22 protein-coding genes are annotated in these 22,180 nt (G+C 64.1%); 13 read left to right on the top strand and 9 right to left on the bottom strand.

The genetic code is table 11. The features are described from left to right. Window positions 1–27: 27 nt before the first annotated feature. On the bottom strand, window positions 28–1,653 hold the full coding sequence (locus V1293_RS30990; protein WP_334514917.1) for a hypothetical protein: 1,626 nt from the start codon (window positions 1,651–1,653) through the stop codon (window positions 28–30). Between the two features lie 37 nt (window positions 1,654–1,690). Beyond that, a complete protein-coding gene (locus V1293_RS30985) occupies window positions 1,691–2,983 on the bottom strand; it encodes an adenylosuccinate synthase (RefSeq protein ID WP_334514916.1) in 1,293 nt (430 codons plus the stop codon). Window positions 2,984–3,323: 340 nt separating this feature from the next. On the opposite strand from V1293_RS30985, the gene ybaK reads away from it, so the two are divergent. Beyond that, on the top strand, window positions 3,324–3,797 hold the full coding sequence (gene ybaK, locus V1293_RS30980; RefSeq protein WP_334514914.1) for a Cys-tRNA(Pro) deacylase: 474 nt from the start codon (window positions 3,324–3,326) through the stop codon (window positions 3,795–3,797). A 29-nt stretch (window positions 3,798–3,826) separates the two neighbouring features. Here ybaK and V1293_RS30975 read toward each other — a convergent pair whose 3' ends face one another. Beyond that, window positions 3,827–4,003, bottom strand: a complete 177-nt coding sequence (locus V1293_RS30975) for a hypothetical protein (RefSeq protein WP_334514913.1) — start codon at window positions 4,001–4,003, stop codon at window positions 3,827–3,829. 30 nt (window positions 4,004–4,033) lie between these two features. Further along, a complete protein-coding gene (locus V1293_RS30970; RefSeq protein ID WP_334514912.1) occupies window positions 4,034–4,288 on the bottom strand; it encodes a hypothetical protein in 255 nt (84 codons plus the stop codon). Window positions 4,289–4,384: 96 nt separating this feature from the next. Here V1293_RS30970 and V1293_RS30965 point away from each other — a divergent pair, with 96 nt between their 5' ends. The 3 genes from V1293_RS30965 (at window position 4,385) to V1293_RS30955 (ending at window position 7,609) form a co-directional block, all read left to right on the top strand. Then, window positions 4,385–5,311 (top strand): DMT family transporter, encoded by a 927-nt coding sequence (locus V1293_RS30965; protein ID WP_334514911.1) that lies wholly within the window; start codon window positions 4,385–4,387, stop codon window positions 5,309–5,311. A 225-nt stretch (window positions 5,312–5,536) separates the two neighbouring features. Continuing rightward, a complete protein-coding gene (locus V1293_RS30960; protein ID WP_334514910.1) occupies window positions 5,537–6,352 on the top strand; it encodes an MlaD family protein in 816 nt (271 codons plus the stop codon). Between the two features lie 30 nt (window positions 6,353–6,382). Beyond that, window positions 6,383–7,609 (top strand): alpha-hydroxy acid oxidase, encoded by a 1,227-nt coding sequence (locus V1293_RS30955; protein ID WP_442894309.1) that lies wholly within the window; start codon window positions 6,383–6,385, stop codon window positions 7,607–7,609. Window positions 7,610–7,613: 4 nt separating this feature from the next. On the opposite strand, the gene V1293_RS30950 is transcribed toward V1293_RS30955, so the two are convergent. The 3 genes from V1293_RS30950 to V1293_RS30940 form a co-directional block, all read right to left on the bottom strand. Next, window positions 7,614–8,195, bottom strand: coding sequence for an amino acid synthesis family protein (locus tag V1293_RS30950; protein ID WP_334514907.1), 582 nt, complete (start codon window positions 8,193–8,195; stop codon window positions 7,614–7,616). Continuing rightward, entirely contained in the window at window positions 8,192–9,061 is an 870-nt protein-coding gene (locus V1293_RS30945; protein ID WP_334514905.1) for a fumarylacetoacetate hydrolase family protein, read from the bottom strand. The genes V1293_RS30950 and V1293_RS30945 overlap by 4 nt, the downstream gene beginning before the upstream one ends. Window positions 9,062–9,212: 151 nt before the next feature. After that, window positions 9,213–9,914 (bottom strand): FCD domain-containing protein, encoded by a 702-nt coding sequence (locus V1293_RS30940; protein ID WP_334514903.1) that lies wholly within the window; start codon window positions 9,912–9,914, stop codon window positions 9,213–9,215. 124 nt (window positions 9,915–10,038) lie between these two features. Here V1293_RS30940 and V1293_RS30935 point away from each other — a divergent pair, with 124 nt between their 5' ends. The 3 genes from V1293_RS30935 to V1293_RS30925 all read left to right on the top strand — a co-directional run bounded on the left by V1293_RS30935 (window position 10,039) and on the right by V1293_RS30925 (window position 13,067). After that, on the top strand, window positions 10,039–11,034 hold the full coding sequence (locus V1293_RS30935) for a zinc-dependent alcohol dehydrogenase family protein (RefSeq protein WP_334514902.1): 996 nt from the start codon (window positions 10,039–10,041) through the stop codon (window positions 11,032–11,034). 57 nt (window positions 11,035–11,091) lie between these two features. Beyond that, entirely contained in the window at window positions 11,092–12,000 is a 909-nt protein-coding gene (locus tag V1293_RS30930) for a VOC family protein (RefSeq protein WP_334514900.1), read from the top strand. A 62-nt stretch (window positions 12,001–12,062) separates the two neighbouring features. Beyond that, a complete protein-coding gene (locus V1293_RS30925; protein ID WP_334514898.1) occupies window positions 12,063–13,067 on the top strand; it encodes a tripartite tricarboxylate transporter substrate binding protein in 1,005 nt (334 codons plus the stop codon). Between the two features lie 2 nt (window positions 13,068–13,069). Here the strand turns inward: V1293_RS30925 and V1293_RS30920 are convergent, their stop codons facing one another. Then, on the bottom strand, window positions 13,070–13,474 hold the full coding sequence (locus V1293_RS30920) for a hypothetical protein (RefSeq protein WP_334514896.1): 405 nt from the start codon (window positions 13,472–13,474) through the stop codon (window positions 13,070–13,072). 77 nt (window positions 13,475–13,551) lie between these two features. Here V1293_RS30920 and V1293_RS30915 point away from each other — a divergent pair, with 77 nt between their 5' ends. The 3 genes from V1293_RS30915 (at window position 13,552) to V1293_RS30900 (ending at window position 16,521) form a co-directional block, all read left to right on the top strand. Then, on the top strand, window positions 13,552–14,160 hold the full coding sequence (locus tag V1293_RS30915; protein WP_334514895.1) for a TetR/AcrR family transcriptional regulator: 609 nt from the start codon (window positions 13,552–13,554) through the stop codon (window positions 14,158–14,160). 220 nt (window positions 14,161–14,380) lie between these two features. After that, window positions 14,381–15,319, top strand: a complete 939-nt coding sequence (locus V1293_RS30905; protein ID WP_334514894.1) for a DMT family transporter — start codon at window positions 14,381–14,383, stop codon at window positions 15,317–15,319. Window positions 15,320–15,543: 224 nt separating this feature from the next. Beyond that, window positions 15,544–16,521: a Bug family tripartite tricarboxylate transporter substrate binding protein gene (locus tag V1293_RS30900; protein ID WP_442894308.1), complete on the top strand. Its 978-nt coding sequence runs from the start codon at window positions 15,544–15,546 to the stop codon at window positions 16,519–16,521. Between the two features lie 122 nt (window positions 16,522–16,643). On the opposite strand, the gene V1293_RS30895 is transcribed toward V1293_RS30900, so the two are convergent. Further along, window positions 16,644–18,329: a methyl-accepting chemotaxis protein gene (locus V1293_RS30895; RefSeq protein ID WP_334514893.1), complete on the bottom strand. Its 1,686-nt coding sequence runs from the start codon at window positions 18,327–18,329 to the stop codon at window positions 16,644–16,646. 252 nt (window positions 18,330–18,581) lie between these two features. Here V1293_RS30895 and V1293_RS30890 point away from each other — a divergent pair, with 252 nt between their 5' ends. The 3 genes from V1293_RS30890 (at window position 18,582) to V1293_RS30880 (ending at window position 22,142) form a co-directional block, all read left to right on the top strand. After that, window positions 18,582–19,625: a C-terminal binding protein gene (locus tag V1293_RS30890; protein ID WP_334514891.1), complete on the top strand. Its 1,044-nt coding sequence runs from the start codon at window positions 18,582–18,584 to the stop codon at window positions 19,623–19,625. Window positions 19,626–19,690: 65 nt separating this feature from the next. Further along, on the top strand, window positions 19,691–21,037 hold the full coding sequence (locus tag V1293_RS30885; protein WP_334514889.1) for an ABC transporter substrate-binding protein: 1,347 nt from the start codon (window positions 19,691–19,693) through the stop codon (window positions 21,035–21,037). A gap of 148 nt (window positions 21,038–21,185) precedes the next feature. After that, complete coding sequence (locus V1293_RS30880) at window positions 21,186–22,142, top strand: carbohydrate ABC transporter permease (RefSeq protein ID WP_334514888.1); 957 nt, start codon at window positions 21,186–21,188, stop codon at window positions 22,140–22,142. Window positions 22,143–22,180 lie beyond the last annotated feature (38 nt).

Here is a 22,180-nt window from a genome sequence, read left to right as displayed (position 1 = left end):
GCGGCGCTCCAGCTGCTCGCCCCACAGCTACTCGCCCCACATCGCGAACGCGTCATTGAACGCGCGTTCGCCGGGGCCGCCCTTTTCGATTGCGATGATGGCGCGGCGCTGGTTGACATAGACCAAGGGCACGTCGAACCAGGAACGCTCCTTCAGGAGCTGCAAATTGCGGGCGCGGTCGGAATCGACGTTGGAGAGGCCGACCAGGAAGAAGCCGTCGGTGACTTTCACGGCAAGGCCTGCCAGCGGCGTGCCGCGCGCCTGCTCGTTGGACTTCATCAAAATGCCCGGCACGTTGCCGACGCCGCCGCCGGAGAAATCCTGCGGCAGGATGAAGGTCAGTTCCGCGGTGTGGCTCGCCGGCAGCGACGAGTCGGTGTTACGGCGAAACGACATCGTCATCTTGAACTTGCGGTCGGGAATTTCGATGTCGGCGCGCACGGCGACATCGGGCTTCTGGTTGCCGCTCGCCTTGATCGGTTCGGTGCGCCAGATCACCGAGCCGACATATTGCTTGCCCTTGGGATCGGACGGGTCCTCGTCATACAGCACGACGCGCTGCGCCACCGGCGCCACATTCTCGCTCGGCGAGGGCTGGCCGACGCGATCGGGGATTTTTGGACGCGATTGGGGCGCGGCCGGATCCTTCGGCGCTTCCACCACAGGCGAGGACTTGAACAGGCCGCTCACGGTCGTGACGACCGACTTGCCCCACAGGATGCCGGCGCCGACCAGAATGAGCACGATGCCGACCGCAATCGCGCTCTTGAACGGAAACACCCCCGCGGCGCGGGCGCGCTTCTTCGGCTCGCGGTCGCGATCCTGCGAGAGCCGCGAGCGCTCACGCGACGGCGGCTGCGGCTGCGACGGCTGCGGCGCGTAACGGTCGGCCTCCTCCAGCGATTCGTCATACGAATAGGGCGCATCGGGATCGGCGCCGCGGTTTTCCATGCTCGGCTCGAGCCGGTCGAACTCCGGCGAGGGCGACGGCACGTTGGCATAGGTTTTTCGCGCGGCACGGTTGGCTTGCGCCGCGGCGCGGCCGAGATCGTCGGCGTCGGCGGCGATGTCGCGGAAGCCGCGCATGCCGGGCGGCTGCGGCAGCGGCGGCGCGCCGTTGTCGGGGCCGCGGCGGGGGCGAGGGGGCGGCGGCGGGAGCCCGGCATCCTGCATCGGAATCTGCGGCGGCTGCGGGCGCGGCGCGCCGGGTGGCGGCGCATCGGCGCGCAGATTGCGCGGCGGGCGCTGTTCATCCTGGCCAAGCGGCGGACGGGCCTCGCGCGAGGGGGCTTGAGAAGGCGGACGCTGGCGCATCGCACCGGGCGGCGCACCTGGAGGGCCTGCGGATTCCTGCGGTCGGGCATTGGCGCGGCGGAAAGCGTCACCGCCGCGCGCGGCACCGCTGCCGCCGCCACCGGGCCGGCTTGCCTCGCGCGCGCGCTGGGCGGCTTCCGATTCGACCTTGCGTACAGCCTCTTCCAGCGACAGCCGCTCGCGGGTGATTTCGGATTCGGAAAGCGGCGGTTGAACGCTGCGCAATTGCGCGATCAGCGCGGTGCGAGCCCGCTCATAGAGCGCACGCCGGCTCTCGCCTGGAGCATTGGGGTCCAGGCCGGCGATGGCGCGTGCGATCAGCGGGTAATAATCAGCCATTTCTCTTCAATACTTCTGCCCCGGCCGTAACACCCCGTTAAGCCTCGAACGGGTTCTGTACCAGGATAGTATCCTCGCGTTCGGGGCTGGTGGAAAGCAATGCAATCGGACAACCCACGAGTTCCTCGACCCGGCGGACATATTTGATCGCCTGGGCCGGCAGATCTGCCCAGGAACGGGCGTTGGCCGTCGGCTCTTTCCAGCCTTCGATCGTCTCATAAACAGGCACCACCCGGGCCTGGGCGCCCTCGCCCGCCGGCAGATGGTCGATTTCCTTGCCGTCCAGCATGTAGCCGGTGCAGACCTCGATGGTGTCGAAGCCGTCGAGAATGTCGAGTTTCGTAAGTGCCAGCCCGGTGATACCGCAGGTGCGGACGGTCTGGCGCACCAACACGGCATCGAACCAGCCGCAGCGGCGCTTGCGGCCGGTGTTGACGCCGAACTCCTTGCCGCGGCGGCCGATCTCCTCGCCGATCTCGTTGTTGAGTTCGGTCGGGAACGGGCCCTGGCCCACGCGGGTCGTATAGGCCTTGCAGATGCCGAGCACATAGCCGACCGCGCCGGGGCCCATGCCGGTGCCGGTCGCCGCCTGCGCCGCCACCGTGTTGGACGAGGTGACGTAGGGATAGGTGCCGTGATCCACATCCAGAAGCGCGCCTTGCGCGCCCTCGAACAAAATGCGCTTGCCCTCGCGGCGTTTGATGTCGAGCAGCCGCCAGACGGTTTCGGCGTAGGGCAACAGCTTCGGTGCCAGCGCCGTGAGTTCCTTGAGGATGTCGTTGCCGTCGAATTCTTCGAGGTTGAGCCCGCGGCGCAGCGCGTTGTGATGCGCCAGCAGACGGTCGATCTTGTGCGGCAGCGTGTCGAGGTCGGCTAAGTCCATCAGGCGGATGGCGCGGCGGCCGACCTTGTCCTCATAGGCGGGGCCGATGCCGCGGCGGGTGGTGCCGATCGCAGTGCCTGCGTTGGAGGATTCGCGCAGCGCATCGAGCTCGCGGTGCAGCGGCAGGATCAGCGTGACGTTCTCGGCGACGCGCAGGTTGTCCGGGCTGATGGCGACGCCCTGGCCCTTCAGCTTTGCAACCTCGTCGAGGAAGGCCTGGGGATCGAACACCACGCCATTGCCGATGACGGCCAGCTTCGAGGGCCGCAGCACGCCGGAGGGCAGCAGCGCCAGCTTGTAGGTCTCGCCATTGATGACAAGCGTATGGCCGGCATTGTGGCCGCCCTGGAAGCGCACGACGATATCGGCCTGCTCCGACAACCAGTCGACGATCTTGCCCTTCCCCTCGTCGCCCCATTGGGCGCCGACGACGACAACATTGGCCATTTCTAAAGTGTTCCCTGCAAATCTGATGGTCCCAGCATGACCTTTCCGGAAAACCGGTCTCTACATTTCCGGATCATGCGCCCTTTAGTTCTGACGCGTTTTCTTCACGCGAACCGGTCTCCACTTCGCTCGAAAACGCTATAGGTTGCCCAGCCAAAATCACGGCCGGGGCCGTTCGCGTGCGAGGCAGCCCCACCGGATAAAGGAAGCGGGTGCTCTAGGCAAGCAAGAAGGCGGTTTTAGGGGGGTCTTAGAACCGATCCAACCCATTGATATCCCCGTAAAATTCCTGACCGCCGGGCGAGAGACCCCATTAACATCCGGCAATGACGGAAAGGCCATGTCGAAAACCACCCGTGCAACGCAGGCGCTGGAAAAGCTGGGCGTGAAATTCACCCTGCATGCCTACGACTACGACCCGGATGCGGCCAGCATCGGGCTGCAGGCGGCGGAAGCGCTCGGCGTTGCGCCTGCGCGCGTGCTCAAGACGCTGATGGCCGAGGCCGACGGCAAGCCGGTCTGCGCCGTGGTGCCGTCGGACTGTGAAGTCAGCATGAAAAAGCTTGCGAGCGCCTTCGGTGCCAAGGCGGCGAAGATGATGCGGCCGGCGGATGCCGAACGGCTGACCGGCTACCATGTCGGCGGCATCTCGCCGTTCGGGCAGAAGAAGCGCGTGCCGGTCGCGATCGAGGAAGCCGCGCTCGGCCATGCAAGCGTGTTCCTCAATGGCGGCCAGCGCGGCTTGCAAGTCGAACTCGCTCCCCAAGACGCCGTGAAGGCGGCGGGCGCGATCGCGCGCGCACTGGTGGCGTGAGCGGCCTTGGCGTTTGCTTCGGCAAGCCGCTAGCTGGTCAGCGTGGGCTGCGTCTGCGCCCATAGCATCGCCTCGATGATGGCCTTGCGCAGTTTCGGGCGCTGCTCCTCATCGCATTCGATGAACGCCAGAATCGAATTGGCGCGAACTGCAAACTGGAGACGTGTTTCGGCTTCGGCTTCTTCGGCCGAGATCAGATTGCTCAACGGAATGACCCATCTCTCTAGAAATTCGCCTCACGGACAGACGAAGCTGCTGCGCAGCGCCGCCTGCAAATCCGTGGTCCCAGCGATCGAACGAACGCCCTGTACTGAAATTAACCCGGAATAACCCACTGCATGCGCCCGGAAAACAAACCAAGGTTGGGTCGCATGAATCAATCGTCCTTTGATTGCATATTCGCCTGCCCGCTGGCAACCCCAAACAACAGACAAGGAACAGATTAAGGCGGGCTGCATGGTCGCGATGCGTCCTGCGCCATTGATGAGCACCGCAAATCCGTGTCTGTGGCGGGGGCCGGGCCAGATTCCGGCCCGGCGACATCCGCCGGGCGGGCCGCGGCGCCATGAACCGGGCCTTATCCCAAAATGACGGCATCCGAACAGACTTCATCCGCCCGATCCGGGAACTGGCTCGCCAACCAGCCTTATCTGCTGCTCAGCATCACCGCGCTGTGCTGGGCCGGCAACGCCATCGTAGGCAGGCTGGCGGCCGGCCACATCGCGCCGGTGACGCTTTCGTTCCTGCGCTGGTCGTTCGCATTCCTGATCATCCTGCCATTTGCCTGGAAGCATCTGGTCCGCGACTGGGCCGCGATCCGCAGCCGCCTTGGTATCATGATCCTGCTCTCCATCACCGGCATCGGCGCGTTCAATACGCTGCAATACTGGGCGCTCGAGCACACCCAGGCGCTGAACACGCTGTTGTTGCAGTCGGCAGGCCCGCTGGTGGTCGCGGTGTGGTCACTGCTGCTGCTGGGCGTCCGGCTGACGCTGGCGCAAGCCGCGGGCGTTATGCTGTCGATGGCCGGCGTGCTGATCATCCTGATGCATGGCGACCTCACCAAACTGTCCGGCATCGACTTCAACATCGGCGACCTGATCTTCATCGTGGCGCTGGCGATCTTCGGGATCTATTCGGTGCTGTCGCTGAAACGCCCAAATATCCACGGCCTGTCGTTCGTCGCCTTTACCTTCGGCGCCGGCGCGGCCTGCCTGATCCCGCTGTTCGTCTGGGAGCTGTTCGCGCGGCCGCCGATGCAGATCGATACGGCCAATCTGCTGACGCTGTTCTATGTCGCGGTGTTTCCCTCGACGATCGCCTATCTCTGCTTCAATCGCGGCGTGCAGCTGATCGGCGCCAACCGCGCCGCGCCGTTCTTCCACGTGGTGCCGGTGTTCGGAACCATCATGTCGATCGCCTTTCTCGGCGAGCACCCGCAGGCGTTCCACTTCATCGGCTTTGCGCTGGTGCTAACCGGGGTGTTTGTGGCGTCGCGAAGGGAGTCCGCGTAGGAGCCTCCTTCTCCCTCTCCCCGTTCTTACGGGGAGAGGGTCGGGGTGAGGGGCTCTCTCCACGAGCGCTGCGTTAATTGATAGACCTGTACCCCCTCACCCGGAATACGAGCGTCGCTCGAATTCCGACCTCTCCCCGCAAGCGGGGCGAGGTTAAAAGAGCGCGCGGTGACTTGCCGTGGCAAATCCGCTATCTCTTGGGCCTGCATCGCTTAAGGCATCTCGATGAAGGTTCGCGCCAGCAATCTGATGATCGGCACCCTGACCCTGGCCCTGATCGGGGGATCGCTGGGCGGGTTTCTTGGCTACCAGAAGTTCGTCAGCGCCAAGCAGAAGGTGCCGTTCCGGGTAATCTTCGAAGGTTCGGCTTCCGGCCTGCGCAGGGGCGGCAGCGTGAATTTTGCCGGCATCCGGGTCGGCGAGGTGGTGTCGCTGAAGCTCGACCATCCGCGCCGCGTCGTGGCGCTGGCCATGATCGACGGCAACACGCCGGTGAAAAGCGACACGCAAGTCGGCCTCGAATTTCAGGGACTGACAGGGATTGCGGCGATCTCCTTCACGGGTGGATCGGACGAGGCAGCGCCGCCGCCAAAGGGCGCGGACGGCATTCCGGAATTGACCGCCGATCCGGAAGGGACGCTCAACACCCAGGAAAAAATCCGCGTGGCGCTGCGCAACGTCGACCGGGTGATCGCCGACAACGAGGTGGCGGTCAAGGATACGCTGCGGAATTTCGAGACGTTCACGGCCTCCCTGTCCGGTGACGGCGAGAAGATCACCAGCATCATCGCAACCGCCGAAAATAGCGTCGACGCCGTCGACGGCGCGCTGACCAAGACCAAGGACTTTTTCGGCGGCCTCGCCAGCGACAAATATGGCGGCGAATTGCTGCCGACCGTGATCTCGATGCGCGAGCTGATCGAAAGTTTCGACAAGAAATCCGGGCAATTGATCGCCGACACGCGAAAAATGCTCGGCGAGGTCAGCGCGTCCGTCAACAAGGCGGGCCAGAAATTCGGCGGGCCGCCCCCCCGGCGCTAACCTGCTCCTCACAACAACCAAAAAAATGGAATGCCCGACGTGCTCGACAAATCCGCAAGCCTGACAGCGCCGCCCGCAACCGTGACCCGCACCGAGAGCACGGTGCCGCGGGCTTTACAAAAATATCTCGCGCTCGACGATTTCGAGGCTGTCGCGCGGCGCCGGCTTCCAAAATTCCTCTACGGCTACATCTCCGGCGGCGCCGAGACCGACGCGGCGATGCGCGACAACCGCAAGGCCCTCGACGAATACGGTTTTGTGCCGCGCGTGCTCAACGACGTCTCCGGCCGCGACCAGACCACCACCCTGTTCGGCAAGACCTATGCTTCGCCGTTCGGCATTCCGCCGATGGGCTCTTCGGCGCTATCAGCCTATCGCGGCGATATCGCGCTGACGAAGGCGGCGCAGGCCGAGAACGTGCCGATGATTCTCAGCGCGTCGTCGCTGATCACACTGGAGGATGTGCGCGCCGCCAACCAGGCGGCGTGGTATCAGGCCTATCTTGCCGGCCTGCCGGAGCGGATCGAGCCGCTGGTCGATCGCGTGGCGGCGGCGGGCTACGACACCTTCGTCGTCACCGCCGATGTGCCGGTGCCGCCGAACCGCGAGAACAACATCCGCAACGGCTTTCAGGTGCCGCTCGCGATCACGCCGCGCGTGTTCTGGGACACGGTCACCCATCCGCACTGGCTGTTCGGCACCTGGGCGCGCACGATCATGAACCACGGCATGCCGCATTTCGAGAACATGGATGCCAAGCGCGGCCCGCCGGTGCTGGCGAAAAACCTGATGCGCAATATCGGCGCCCGCGACCAGCTCGCCTGGAAGCATGTCGAATTGATCCGCAAGAAGTGGAAAGGCAAGCTCGTCGTCAAGGGCCTGGTCTCGCCGGCGGATGCGCGCATCGCGCGCGAGAGCGGCGTCGACGGCGTGATGCTGTCCAACCATGGCGGCCGCCAGCTCGACTACACGATGTCGGGCCTGCGTACGCTGCCGGAGATCGCGGCGGAGGCAAAGGGCATGACGGTCATGGTCGACGGCGGCATCCGCCGCGGCACCGACGTGATCAAGGCGCTGGCGCTCGGCGCGCATTTCGTCTGGATCGGCCGTCCGTTCCTCTATGCGGCGATTGCCGGCGGCGAAGCCGGCGTGCAGCGCGCGATCACGCTGCTCAAAGCCGAGATCGACCGCGACCTCGCGCTATCAGGTATTCGCTCGATCAGCGAGATCACGCCGGATCTGGTGAGGAAGTTCTGAGGCGCTATCGTTGCCCGTCGTGCACTGAAATCGCGTCGACCGAAAGCCCGCCGATCCGCGCGTGCGTGCGGCCGCCGGTCGCCATGGCAAGCCCGAACACGATTTCGTCGCGCCGCGGCGCGTCCCAGATCGTCATCTCGGCGGTGCCGAAATGGCTGCGGACATAGGCCGCCTCGATGTGGCCGAGCGGCACCATCAGCCTAGTGCCAAGCGCGCCAATGGTCTTGGCCGCGGGAACGATCGCCTTGGCCTGCGCGATCACTTCGCGGACCGCCGCACCACCGGCCTCGTGCCAGACCGCGCCGTGCTCGAGTTCGCCGTCACCGCCGACGATCGCGCCCTTGCCATAGGCTTCGATGGTGTCCTTGCCGCCCAGCCGTTCGCACAGCGTTCTCGCCAGTTGGCGGCCGAGATCGCGCAAATCGGCCTGAAACGGCATCAGGTCCGGCTCATAGCGGCCGGCATAGGGATTGTTGATGACGGCGAGCACGGTCCCGACCAAGAGCGGCTGCGCCCGGCGCGGCCCGCGCTCGTGCCAGATTTCCTCGATCGAGACCTGCGTCTTGCGGATATCGTAAGCCGTCACGATTGTGCGCTCTCATCGACAACGGGATTTCGCAGCACGCCGATCTTCTCCACTTCGACTTCGACGACGTCGCCCGGCACCAGGAACATCGGCGGCTTGCGCGTAAAACCGACGCCTGCCGGCGTGCCCGTGGCAATGACGTCGCCCGGCATGAGGTCGAAAATCTCGGAGGCGTAGTTGATCAGCCGCGGAATCGAGAAGATCAGGAACGAGGTGTCCGATTTCTGAACGACGTTGCCGTTGACGCGGGTCTCGAGCTTCAGTTTGGTCGGATCGGGCAACTCGTCCGTCGTCACCATCCAGGGCCCGAACGGTCCCGTGCCGACGAAATTTTTGCCGGCTGCGATCTGCTGGGCGTGCCGCTGATAATCGCGCACGCTGACATCGTTGTAGATCGAGTAACCGGCGACGTGCTGCATGGCATCGGCCTCGGAAATATGGCGGCCCGGCTTGCCGATGATCACGGCAAGCTCGCCCTCCCAATCCAGATGGGTCGATACTTTGGGGCGAATGACCGGTGCGTTGTGGCCGACCTGAGAGCGCCAGACCCGCAGGAAGATCGGCGGAAACGCCGTGAGCTCCCGCTGCATGCCGAAGGCAACCGCTTCCTGATGATGGTCGAGATAGTTGCGCACGGCGCAAACGATTTTCTCGGGGCGGGGAATAACTGGAAGGTACTTGATGTCGGACAGCTTCAGGTCCGGCTTGAAGCCTGCGACGATATGATCGCGCTTTTGGAAATCGCCGCTGGCGATGAAGTCCTGCAGCGTGGCGTAAGGGAGTTTGCTGCCGAGATCGACCACGCCGTCGCCGGCGATCGCTCCCCAGGTCTCCCTGCCGTCGTTCAGAAATGAAAGCAGCCGCATGCAACAGGTATCCTTCTCATTGGTGGCGCTAAATTTCGCTTAAAGTCACTATTTTCGAAAATTTAAACGAACGCAACCGAAATTCGCTGCATGAGCGACCTCAGCCTGGCTTTTGTTGCGAATGGGCCGGCTTCGGCCGCCGGCTATGCGGTCAGCGGGAGCCGATCACGCCGGAGGCGTATTTCGCCACGTTGTCGGAGGTGGTCTGGATGTGCGTGCGTATCAGACTGCAGGCCTGCTCGGCGTTGCGGCTTATGGCGGCCTGCATCAAGGCCCGGTGCTCACCGGTCTTGTCGCGCGGATGCGGCCGGAACAGTGCCGACAGATTGCGGTAGCGCTCGGCGCGATCGAACAGGGAATTTCGCACGGCAAGCAGTGTCGGCGAGCCCGATGCCGACACCAGCGCCTCATGGAACTGGCGATGCGCCGATTTCCATTCCACGTTGACGGGGTAGTTTTCAGGCGCCCGCTCCTCGATCTTGGCGAGCCGATGCAGGGATGAAATAACCCTTATCTCCCAGTCATCATCGCCATTCTCGATGGACCGCCGGATCAGATCGACCTCGATCAGGATGCGCGCATGCGTGAGATCCGACAGATCATCCAGTGTGACCGGCGCGACCTTGTAGCCCCGCTGTTCCTCGGCGACGACCAGGCCTTCCGCCGCCAGCAGTGTCAGCGCTTCGCGCAGGGTCGTGAAGCTGGCGCCGAACGACAGCCGCAATGCGTCGAATTTCAGCGATTCGTCCGGCTTGAGCTGACCGGTGACGATCTCGTTGCGCAGCCGGTGTGCAATGTCGGCGGCGAGCGTCTTCCCGAACTCCTTGCGCGCCTTGAGGGCCGTCGTCGTCATTGATTCTCTCGCCACCTGGAAGCCCGCGATCCTAGCCCAAAAGAATCCCGTTGCAATAATTTTCGCAATAGGAGATATTTTCGAAAATAGCTCATTCGACCAAGACAAGAGAGGGGGCGCTCGGATGAAAACGGTATTGGTGCATCGCCCCGGAGGCCCGGAGGCGCTCGACTACACCGACGCGCCCACACCGGCGCCAGGCGAGCGGGAGGTCCTGATCCGCGCCAGGGCCTTCGGCGTCGGCCAGCCCGACAAGCTGATCCGCAGCGGCGTCTACAAATGGATGCCGGCGCTGCCGGCCAATCCCGGCAACGACCTCGCCGGAGAGATCGAAGCCATAGGCTCGCAGGTTACCGAGGTCTCCGTCGGCCAGCGGGTGCTTCTGAGCGCGCGCGACCTTGCCCAGCGCGGCGGCTGCTACGCCGAGTACGTCTCTGCGCCCGCGGACGCCGTGCACACCCTGCCCGAAAACGTCGCGTTCGAGGACGCCGTTTGCCTGCCCAATTATCAGGTCGCCTGGGCGCTATTGAACAATTGCGGCTCCAGCACGCCGGCGCATTCGGTCCTTGTCATTGGCGCAGCCGGAGGCGTCGGCACGTCCCTCGTCCAGCTTGCAAAACTCGCCGGGATGAAGGTGATCGGAACCGTCAGCACGCGGGAGAAGGCCGCCTACGCGCGAACCATGGGCGCAGATGAGGTGATCTTCTATCGCGACGAGGACGTCGTCGTCCGCACCCGCGCCCTGACCGGCGGACGCGGCGTCAGCCTCGTGCTCGATCACGTCTGCGGCCCGGAGTTCTATTCCTATCTCGGCGCGCTCGATAAATGGGGCACCATCGTCTCCTACAATGCGTTTGCCGGTCTGCCGACCGAAAACCTGATGGGCGAGATGCGGAAGTATCTCGATATCTGCCCGGCGATCCGCTGCTTTTCCTTTCACATCTATGATCACGACCGCGAAGGCCGGCGCGAAATCATGCGCAAGATGATCGGCTATCTCGCCGATGGCGCCATCCGCCCGTCGATCTTCAAGCGCTTCAAGCTCTCGGAAGTGCGCGCCGCGCATGAACTGCTCGATTCCGGTGCGGCATTCGGCAAGATCGTGATGACACCGGATTGAGACGGGCCGGACGCCCGCACCGCCAGAGAGTTCGCCGGATTTAAAGAGGGCCACGAGATGATTAAGGTCAAGCGACTGCGACACGTCACCTTTGCGAGCCCGAACGTCGAGGCGCAACTCGATTACTATCGATCCATCATCGGGCTCGCCGTGATCGGGCGGGACGACCGCCGGGTTAATCTCGGAACGGAGTCCGATGAACTCACGCTCGTTCTTGAGCACGGCTCGGCCTCGCGCGTGACCGCCACTGCCTACGAGGTTGCTCCCGGACTCGATCTCTCCGACCTGCAGAAGTCGCTGGCGAGCCTCCATATCAAGTCGGAGGTCAGGAGCGACACGGCGCCCGGAATACCGAAGACGCTGGTCTTCAACGATCCGGACGGGCTTCAGATCGAGTTGTTCTCCCGGTGGGATTTCTGCAAGCCGGTCGAACCCGTCCGCGGCCTGGCGGTCGCCAAGCTCGGTCACGTCGCGCTCTATACGCCCGACCCGGAACGGGCCGCAAAATTCTTCGGCGACGTTCTCGGCTTCCGCGTCTCCGACCGGATCGAGGAGAATTTCGTCTTCATGCGTTGCGGCCCCGAACATCACGCGATGAATTTTGCACGCGGTACAGAGGCGCGCATCCACCATCTGGCGTTCGAATTGCGCGACGCCTCGCACATGCATCAGGCCTGCGATCTGCTCGGACGCAATCGGTTTCAGATTCTCTGGGGACCGGTACGGCACGGGCCCGGTCACAACGTGGCGGTCTATCACCACAATCCCGATCGCCATCTGATCGAGCTCTACTACAGCATGGACCTGATGCTTGACGAAGAGCTCGGCTATTTCGAGCCGCGTCCCTGGCATCGCGATCGTCCGCAGCGGCCGAAGACCTGGGCAGGATTGCCGCGCGACGTCTGGGGCGTCGGCCCGGCCAAGGAAGCCAGCGAATTTTCTCCGGCGATGCGCGGGGTGAAGTAATCGCGCCTCGACACCGACAGCCGAAACTGACGTCAAAATCAAAACTTCAGGGATGAAACAAGATGGCTCGATCGTTGAACGTCCTGCGCGGACGATGGTGCGCCCTGCGTTACATCGCAGTCGCGGCGGTAAGTCTGGCGTGCCTCGCGCCCTCCGTCACAGCGCAAAGCTACCCGAGCAGGCCGATCCGGCTGCTGCACGGCTTTGCGGCGGGCGGCGCCGCCGACACCATGGCGCGCATCGTCTCCGACGGCCTTTCCAAGCGGCTGGGACAGCCGGTGCTGGTGGAAGCCAAGCCGGGCGCGGGCGGCAACCTTGCCGCCGACGCCGTCGCGAAGTCGGCGCCGGACGGTTACACGATCGGTCTCGTCACCGGCGCGCACGCGATCTCGGGCGCGCTGTACAAGTCGCTCGCCTATAGCCCCGTCGACAGCTTCGAGATGCTATCGACAATGGTGTATTACGCGCTGGTGATCGCGGTTCGCGCCGACCATCAGGCGAAGACGCTGGCGGACCTGATTGCGATGGCGAAAGCCAAGCCCGACGGGCTCAGCTACGGCTCGGTCGGCTTTGGCAGCACGCATCATCTCGCCGGCGAACTCCTGAACGTAACCGCGGGCACCAGGATGGTCCACGTCCCCTATCGCGGTGACTCACTGACCGTCACCTCTCTGCTCGCCGGAGACGTTCCCTTGATCGTCGGAACCACCGTGCTGCTCGCGGGCCAAATCGAAAGCGGCGCCATTCGCGGCCTCGCGGTCACCTCGCCCACACGCACGAAGCTGCTGCCGAACGTGCCGTCCGCGCAGGAAGCCGGCGTCAAAGGTTTCGACGTGCGGACCTGGGCCGGGCTGCTGGTTCCGAAGGGCACGCCGCCGGACATCGTGAAACGGCTGAACGCGGAGATCCAGTCGATGCTGGCCGACCCCGCCACAAAGGCGGCGCTGGAGACGGCGACCGGCGGCGAGGTCCGCGGCAGCACGCCGGAGGAAATGCGCGCGCTGATAACTTCCGAAACCGACAAATGGTCGAAAGTGATAAACGACGCCGGCATTCCGCGCATCTGACCTCACGCATAACGCGCCGCGCCCATGCACACCGCCGTCACCGCAAGCAACAAGGCCGCGATGCGCTGGGCCGCGGCGATGCGCGAGCGCGCCTCAGCCTCATCGGCCTTGCCGTTGCGTAAACTTCGGATCGCGCGGCCGCCGATCGCGCCCTGAACGGCGGCGGCAACCAGCGCGGCGAGCGCCCCGACCGCCAGGATTTGCTCGGCCGTACCGAACATGCCGGCATGAACGGAGTGTCCGAGATAGGCGCCGGTCAGGATCGTGACACCGGCGGCGCCCATCTGCGGCCCGATCAACTGCTCGCCGCCGGCGCCACCGGTTCGCGCCAGCGTAAAGCTCGATCCAGCCCAGAACACCGATGACAACACGTGAAGGGACAGGGTTATGATGAGTGGGATCTGCATGGGGCTCGCTTTCAGATCGGATGTTGAAATTAGATATACAAAATGTATAGTCAATTCGTCAAAAGGATGGCGAGTGAATGAAAAAGCGCGCCTATGTGAGTTCCGTGCGGTCAGAAGCCGCTGCGGAGAAGCGCGATCGCGTCATCGAAGCCGCGGCAAGATTGCTGCGCGAGGATGCGAGCATCGCGCGGTTTTCGCTGGACACAGTGGCGAAGGCAGCCGGCGTGACGCGGCTTACCGTCTACAATCAGTTCGGATCACGGCGCGGCCTGCTCGAAGCTGTGTTCGACGACATCGCCCGCCAGGGCGGGCTTCATGAAATCGCCGATGCCATGGCGATGCCGGATCTGCTGATGGCGCTGGATCGCGTGGTCGAAATCTTCTGCGGCTTCTGGGCCAGGGACGCCGCCATTGGCCGCCTCCACGAGGCGATGGCCACCGATCCCGAATTTGCAGAGGCGCTGCTCGAACGCAACGAGCGGCGGCGAAAGCTGGTCAGGATGCTGGTCGGACGCATCGCTGCGAGGACCGCATCGCGCCGCGCGCGCGAGGAAGCCGTCGACATGATCTTTGCGCTGACGAGCTACCCGATGTTTGCGATGCTCGACCGGGGGCGGCCGACCAGCGAGATCTGCCATCTGGCGCAAACGGCCTGCCGCGCGGCGGTTGATCCGCTGTCGCGCTAGCGCCGTACCAGCCCGATCCATTGCCGTCGAGCGAACGCTCGCGGAAGCGCATCAGGTTCACCATCACGACCGGCGCCGATGGATCGAGCTCCCGCAGGCCCTTCACGTTCAGCAAGTCCACAGCCATCGATGTAACTCGCGACAATCTTGGGACATTGTAGCATTGCATGCGCAGGACTTGTCGCGCGGCGGAAAATCCGGCCTATCTCGACTCGCGATCATGACCCAGCCCGCACCAGCGCCGCCTGCCCTCGATCCGGTCCGGTGGCTGAACAACCAGCCTTATCTGCTGCTGACCCTGACCTCGCTGTTCTGGGCCGGCAACATCGTGCTGGCGCGCCATGTCGCGGGCCACGTGCCGCCGTTGACGCTGTCCTGCGTCCGCTGGATCGGCACCTTTCTGATCCTGCTGCCCTTTGCCTGGCCGCACCTGAAGCAGGATTGGCCGGTGCTGCGCGCGCATCTGCCGATGATGCTGTTTCTGTCGTTCGTCGGATTCGCCTACAACAATGCGATCTCCTACTGGGCCCTGCAATATACCGAGGCGCTGAACGCGCTTCTGATCCAGTCGTCGGGGCCGCTGTTTGTCGCGCTGTGGTCGCTGGCGCTGTTCGGCATCCGCCTCACCGGCGCGCAGCTCGCCGGCATCACCATTTCGCTCGCGGGCGTCTTGACCATCATCCTGCGCGGCGATTTTGGCGCGCTCGCCAGCATCAGCTTCAACCGCGGCGACCTGATGTTTGCAAGTTCCCTGGTGTCGTTCGCATTGTATTCGGCGCTGATCCCGCGCCGCCCGGTAACGCACGCGCTGTCGCTGATTTCATTCACCACCTGCTGCGGCGCGCTGATGCTGGTGCCGTTCTCGATCTGGGAATATTCGACCGGCGTCACGCTGAAATTCGACATGATCTCGATGGCGACGCTGGGCTATGCCGTGATCTTTCCCTCGACGCTGGCCTATCTGTTCTTCAACCGCGGGCTGGCGCTGATCGGGCCCAACCGCGCTGCGCCGTTCTTCCATCTAGTGCCGGTGTTCGGCTCGGCCATGGCGATCCTGCTGCTCGGCGAGCAATTGCGGTTATTCCATCTGGTGGGCTATGCGCTGGTGCTGGCCGGCGTGGTGATCGCCTCCAGGCGGGCGTCGGCGAAGAAGGCTTGAGAGCTTACGTGTCCCGGACGCGGTGCAGCGCCACTTCAGCGCTGCTCCGCAGAGCCGGGACCCATATGGGCCCCGGTTCAGCAGCGCGTCACTTCGTGCCGCACTCCGCCCGGGGCACGCATTCCGCAGGCATGCGGCGTACGCTTTACCGGGCTTCCACTTTGTCCCCGGGCAGGCTAGCGTGCCGGCCAATTCATCATAAGAACAAACGAGGAAACGACTAAATGTTCGCGTTATGGAAACGGTACCGGCACGCCGCCGCAGTGGCTCCCCTCGTGCTGGCGATGATCGCCACGGCTGCCGCGCAGACGCCCTACCCGAGCCGCAACATCACGCTGGTGCTGCCGTTCGCCGCCGGCAGCGGCACCGACACCACGACGCGCCTGATCGGGAAAGAACTCGGTACAGCCCTCGGCGTCAGCACGGTGATCGACAACAAGGCGGGCGCTAACGGTTCAATCGCGGCGAGCTATGTCGCGCGCTCCGCGCCCGACGGCTACACGCTGTTCGTGACGACGAACACGTCGCATTCGGCCAATCCGTATCTCTTGAAGAACATGACCTACGATCCGGTCAAGGATTTCACCCCGATCGCGCGGACCGGCGACCTGCCCTTCATGCTGGTGATCCATCCGGAGATTCCGGCCAATTCCGTGGCCGATCTGATCGCGCTCGCCAAGAAGGAGCCGGGCAAATACTCCTATGCCAGCGGCAGCTCAGCGGCGATCGTCGCGGGCGCGACCTTTGCCCGACTTGCCGGCATCGACCTGCTGCACGTTCCCTACAAGAGCTCGCCGCCGGCGCTGACCGACCTGATCGCCGGCCGCGTCTCGATGATGTTCATCGACGTTCCGACCGGCCTGCCCCACGTCAACGCCAAGGCGCTGAAGGCGCTGGCGGTCACGACCAAGAAGCGTTCGGCGCTGTTGCCCGATCTTCCGACCATGGACGATACGGTGAAGGGTTTTGATATCACCTCATGGCAGGGCTATTTCGGCCCGGCCAATATGCCCAAGGACGTCGTCACCAGGCTGAACGCGGAAATCCGCAAGGTGGTCGAACGGCCCGACATCAAGGGCCAGCTTGCTGAGCGCGGCATGGAAGCATTCTCCGGCACGCCGGAAGAGTTCGACGCCTTCGTGAAGGAGCAGCTCAAGGTTTGGGAGAAGCTGATCACGGAAGCGGGGATCGAGAAGCAGTAAGAACGCGTTCGCTCTCTCCGTCATGGCCGGGCTTGACCCGGCCATCCACGCTCTTGGCGTCCACCGAAAAAGAAAGACGTGGATGCCCGGGACAAGCCCGGGCATGTCGGCTTGGCTGATACTCAGGCCGCCCGCACCTTGACCAGGAACTCGTCGACCGCGTTGCGCAGCATGCCGGACTGGGTGTCGAGTTCGCGGGCGTTCGCCAGCACCTCGGACGCCGCCTGGCCGGTCGCCGCCGCCGCCGTGGTGACACCGCCGATATGGGTGGAGATCTCGTTCGACCCGGCCGCCACCGACTGAATGTTGCGGGCGATCTCGCGGGTGGCGCCGCCCTGCTGCTCGACGGCGGTCGAGATCGAGACCGTGATCTCGCTCATCTGCCCGATGGTTTCGGTGATGCCGCCGATCGAGGCCACGGCTTCGCTGGTGGAAGCCTGCATGGCCGCGACCTGCGACGAGATTTCCTCGGTCGCCTGCGCGGTCTGGTTGGCGAGCGCCTTCACTTCCGACGCCACCACCGCAAAACCGCGGCCAGAATCGCCGGCGCGCGCCGCCTCGATGGTGGCGTTGAGCGCGAGCAGATTGGTCTGGGCTGCGATCGAGTGGATCAGCTTGACCACCTCGCCGATCTTCTCGGCGCCGGTCGAGAGCGCGCCGACGGTGGCGTTGGTGCGTTCGGCGTCGCTGACCGCCTTGCTGGCGATCTCGCTGGAGCGCGCCACCTGACGGGAAATCTCGGTCACCGAGCTGGAGAGCTCTTCGGCGGCGGATGCGACCGTGCCGACATTGTCGGACGAACGCTGCGACGCGGCGCCGACGGTCGCAGCCCGCGCGCTGGCGTCACTGGCGGTAGCTGTCATGGACTGGGCGGTGCTCTGCATGCCGGCGGCCGCCGTCGACACCGAGCGGACGATGCCGGTCACGCTGCGTTCGAAGTCGCTGGCGATGCTTTCCATCGCTGCCCGCCGTTCGGCCTCGGCGCGAGCCTGCACCTGGGCTTCCTTCTGTTCAAGCCCGCGGATGCGCACCGCATTGTCCTGGAAAATCTGGACGGTCTTGGCCATCGCACCGATTTCGTCGCCGCGGCCGATACCGGGAATTTCGCCGTCGAGACGGCCCTCGGCGAGGTCCTGCATGCGGCTGCCGAGCTGAACGAGCGGCTTGGAAATGCTGCGGCCGATCATCCAGGCGATGCTGCCGGCAATCAGCGCGATGCCGAGAATGGCGAGGCCGAGCACGGCCGCGATCGGCTTCATCTTGGTGTCGAGATCGTCGAGATAGGCGCCGGTGCCGACGAACATGTTCCAGCCGGGGATCGGAACCGCGTAGGAGAATTTGCGGATCAGCGCTTCCTCGCCCGGTTTGCGGAATTCGTAGCGCAGCATGATTTCGCCATTGGCCGCGATGCCATCGCGCAGTTCGCGCACGAGTTTTCTGCCGCCCGTGTCGATGTCCATGCGGTTCTGGCCGATCTGCGAGGGAACCGGCGCCAGCACCGCAACGCCATCCATCGTATAGGCGAACACGTAGCCGTTGCCGTTGTCGAAAGTCAGCGTATTGCCGCGCTTGCTGAATTCGGCGATCGCCGCCTCCTTGGTCATCTGCCCCGCGGCAACCTGCTTCTGCAAGCCCAACGCCATGTTGCGCGCCATGTCGACGATCGCCCTGGTCTGCTCGACCCGCGCATTCAGCATCTCACGCTGCATCAGATACCCCGCGAGCACGCCGGCGACGCAGAGCCCTAGCAAGGTCACTCCCACCAGAATGCCGAGCTTGGGGGTGATCTTGAGATTGGTGAGCTTCACGGGGATCTCCGGAAATAGGCGCGTGGCACGCGATTGGCCGATTGATTTGGCGCACAATATCGTGAGACCCTTTAGCGCTTGGTTACGAAGGCCAGCGGAAATCCGCCCGAAAACTGCTACTCCCGATCCGGGCAGCAACTGGCGATTGTAGCAGGGAGCGGCTTGGTCGCGTAAAAGATGAAGTCGCGTAAAAGAAAAGGGCGGCGCCCGCCGCCTTAAACCAACACCGAGGAATAAAATCGGGAGCAGGAAATGCCGAAATACAGGGTGGTGACGCCGAAAGGCGCGAGCTTCACGGTCGCCGGCGGCGGCTACGACTATGAAAAGGAAGCGCTCGACCCGATCGGGGCCGAAATCATCGAGGCGCCAGCGAACGAGGCGGAATTCATCGCCGCTGCAAAGACCGCGGACGCGATCTACGCCAAGGGCATGCCGATCACCAAAGCGGTCATCGATGCGCTCGAAAACTGCAAGGTGATCACGCTCGGCAGCGTCGGCGTCGACTCCGTCGACGTCAAGGCCGCCACCGCCCGCGGCATTCCCGTCACCAACATCCCCGACACCTTCATCGAGGAGGTCGCCGACCACGCCATGATGCTGCTGCTGGCCGGGTTCCGGAGGCTGGTCGAGCAGGACAAGATGGTGCGCACCGGCCGCTGGTCGGAGGGACGTCCGGCGCTCTTGAAGATCCCGCGGCTGATGGGCCAGACGCTGGGCTTCATCTCGTTCGGCCGGGTGGCGCGCGCGGTCGCCAAGCGCGCGGCGCCCTTTGGCTTGCGCATGATGGCCTACGATCCCTTCATCCAGGAAACGCTGTTGTACGATCACGGCGTGATGCCGGCGACGCTGAACGAGGTGCTGTCGCAGTCGGATTTCGTCTCGATGCATGCGCCGGCCCGGCCCGAGGTGCACCACATGCTCACCGAGAAGCATTTCCGCCAGATGAAAAAATCCGCCGTCTTCATCAATACCGGCCGCGGCGCCACCGTGGACGAGGAAGCGCTGATCAAGGCGCTGCAGGAGGGCTGGATCGCGCATGCGGCGCTGGACGTGCTGGAAAAGGAGCCGCCGTCCCACAACAACCCGATGCTTTCGATGGAAAACGTCACCCTGACCGCGCATGTGGCCTCGGCATCGGCACGTTTTGACGAGGCGCGCAAGCGCCGCGTGGGCTACGAATTGTCACTGGTCCTGCAGGGGATGTGGCCGGTAAGCTGCGTCAATCCGTCGGTGCTGCAAGACACCGCGCTCCGACGCTGGCAGCCCGTCAGCATGGATCGCGGCCCGAACAGCTAGAGACGGTGTCGAACGACAGGGATCACCGGCGATTCAACGCCGGGAACCCGCACAGGGAGAGCACCATGAGGAACGACATCACCCGTCGCGACGCGTTGGCTTTGGGCGCATCCGCGGCTGCGATCGCCGTGACCGGCGCTTCGGCGCAAACCGCATCCGGCATCAAGGCTGCCGACGTCCCGGCGCCCAAGCTTGCGATTGAGAAAGGCGCGAGCCTGCGCATGCTGCGCCCGGTGCGCTTCGTGCAGGCTGATGAGGACGTGTTCCGCGCCAATGCAGCCAAATTCACCAAGGAGACCGGCGTCGAGGTCAAGGTCGACTTCGTCGGCTGGGAAGACATCAACCAGCAGACCGCGGTGACGTCGAATTCCGGCGCCGGCCCCGACGTCATCATCGGCTTCTCGGACGCGCCGCACATCTATGTCGACAAGCTGGTCGAGCTGACCGACGTGGCCGACTATCTCGGCAAGCGCTATGGCGGCTGGCAGCCGCTGGCGCAGAAATACGGCAAGCGCAATAAGAGCGACGCCTGGATCGGATTGCCGTTCGGCGCCAGCGCCGGCCCCTTGATCTACCGCAAATCAATTCTGCAATCGGTCGGCTTCGACAAGGTCCCGGAAGACCATGCCGGAATCCTGGATCTGTGCCGCAAGCTGCAAAAGGCCGGCAAGCCGGCCGGCTTCGCGCTGGGCAACGCCAGGGGCGACGGAAACGGCTTCGCCAACTGGGTGCTGTGGTCGCACAACGCCGCCCTGCTCGACGAGGAAGGCAACATCGTCATCAACAGCAAGGAGACCATCGCCGCGCTGAACTGGGTCAAGGAACTGTACCCGACCTTCATCGCCGGCACGCCGTCGTGGAACGACGTCAGCAACAACCGCGCCTATTCCTCGCAGGAAATCTCGCTGACCGCCAACGGCGTCTCGCTGTATTTCTCGCTGAAGAACGATCCGGCGACCCGCGCGATCGCCGAAGACAGCGAGCACCAGCTGCTGCCGAAGGGCCTCGCCAAGATCTCGCCGATGGCGGGCCTGACGCTGAACGCGATGCTGTTCAAGCACAGCCAGTATCCCAACGCCGCAAAGGCATTCCTGCAGTACATGCTGGAAAAGGACCAGTACGAGCCGTGGCTCAATGCCAACTCCGGCTATTGGTCGCAGCCGCTTGCCGCCTACGCCGAAGCCAAGGTTTGGTCCGAAGATCCGAAGGTCAAGATCTTCAAGGACACCATGAACAGCACCTATTACGACGGCTACAAGGGGCCGATCTCGACGGCAACCGGCGCCGTCGGCGCCGATTACGTGCTGATACAGATGTGCGCGGCGGTTGCGACAGGTGCCTCGACCCCGGAGACTGCGGCCGCGGAAGCGGAGCAGCGCTGCAAGCGATATTTCCGGCGGCAGGGCCGGTAGGGAACGTCATTGCGAGCGAAGCGAAGCAATCCATCGTGCCGCCGGGGACAGATGGATTGCTTCGTTGCTTCGCTCCCTTGCACAAACGCTTCGCGTTTGTCGCAGGCAATGACGGTGGTGACGCGCGAAGCACCGGGATGAATAATCAATGTCTGTAACGACTCTACCATCGCACCGCGTGGCGCTCCGGCAACCGGGCTGGATCGCACGCCTGTTCGACTACAAGCCGTTCCTGATCGTGATGTGCCTTGCACCCGCGATCGGGCTGTTGACGGTGTTCCTCACCTATCCGCTGGGCCTGGGCGTCTGGCTCGCCTTCACCGACACCACGATCGGCCAGCGCGGCGTCTTTATCGGCCTGGAGAATTTCCAGTATCTGCTCAAGGATCCCTTGTGGTGGAACGCGGTGTTCTACAGCATCTTCTACACAGGGGTCGCGACCATCGGGAAATTCGCGCTCGGCTTCTGGCTGGCGCTGCTGCTCAACAACCACTTCCCGCTCAAGAGCCTGTTGCGCGCCATCGTGCTGCTGCCGTGGATCGTGCCGACGGTGCTGTCGGCGCTGGCGTTCTGGTGGATCTACGATCCGCAGTTCTCGATCATCTCCTATCTCTTGGTCGACGTGCTGCATATCCGCTCGACCAATATCGATTTCCTCGGCACGCCCTGGCCGGCGCGCTTCTCGCTGATCGTGGCCAACATCTGGCGCGGCATTCCCTTCGTGGCGATCTCGCTGTTGGCAGGCCTGCAGACGATTTCGCCATCGCTCTATGAGGCGGCGATGCTGGACGGGGCCAGCGCCTGGCAGCGCTTCCGCTACATCACCTTCCCGATGATGATGCCGATCCTCGCGATCGTGATGACGTTCTCGATCATCTTCACCTTTACCGATTTCCAGCTCGTCTACGCCATCACCCGCGGCGGGCCGGTCAACTCCACCCATCTGCTCGCGACGCTGGCGTTCCAGCGCGGCATCGCCGGCGGCGAGCTCGGCGAAGGTGCGGCGATCGCGGTGTCGATGATCCCGTTCCTGGTGTTCGCGACATTGTTCAGCTACTTCGGCCTCGCGCGCCGCAAATGGCAGCAGGGAGAAGCCAATGACTGACGCAGTCGCCCAGCAATCGACCAATGTCGGCAGCGCCA

This window comes from Bradyrhizobium sp. AZCC 1693 (assembly GCF_036924745.1).
Taxonomy (GTDB): domain Bacteria; phylum Pseudomonadota; class Alphaproteobacteria; order Rhizobiales; family Xanthobacteraceae; genus Bradyrhizobium.
This window is presented reverse-complemented; position numbering and strand designations above follow the sequence as displayed.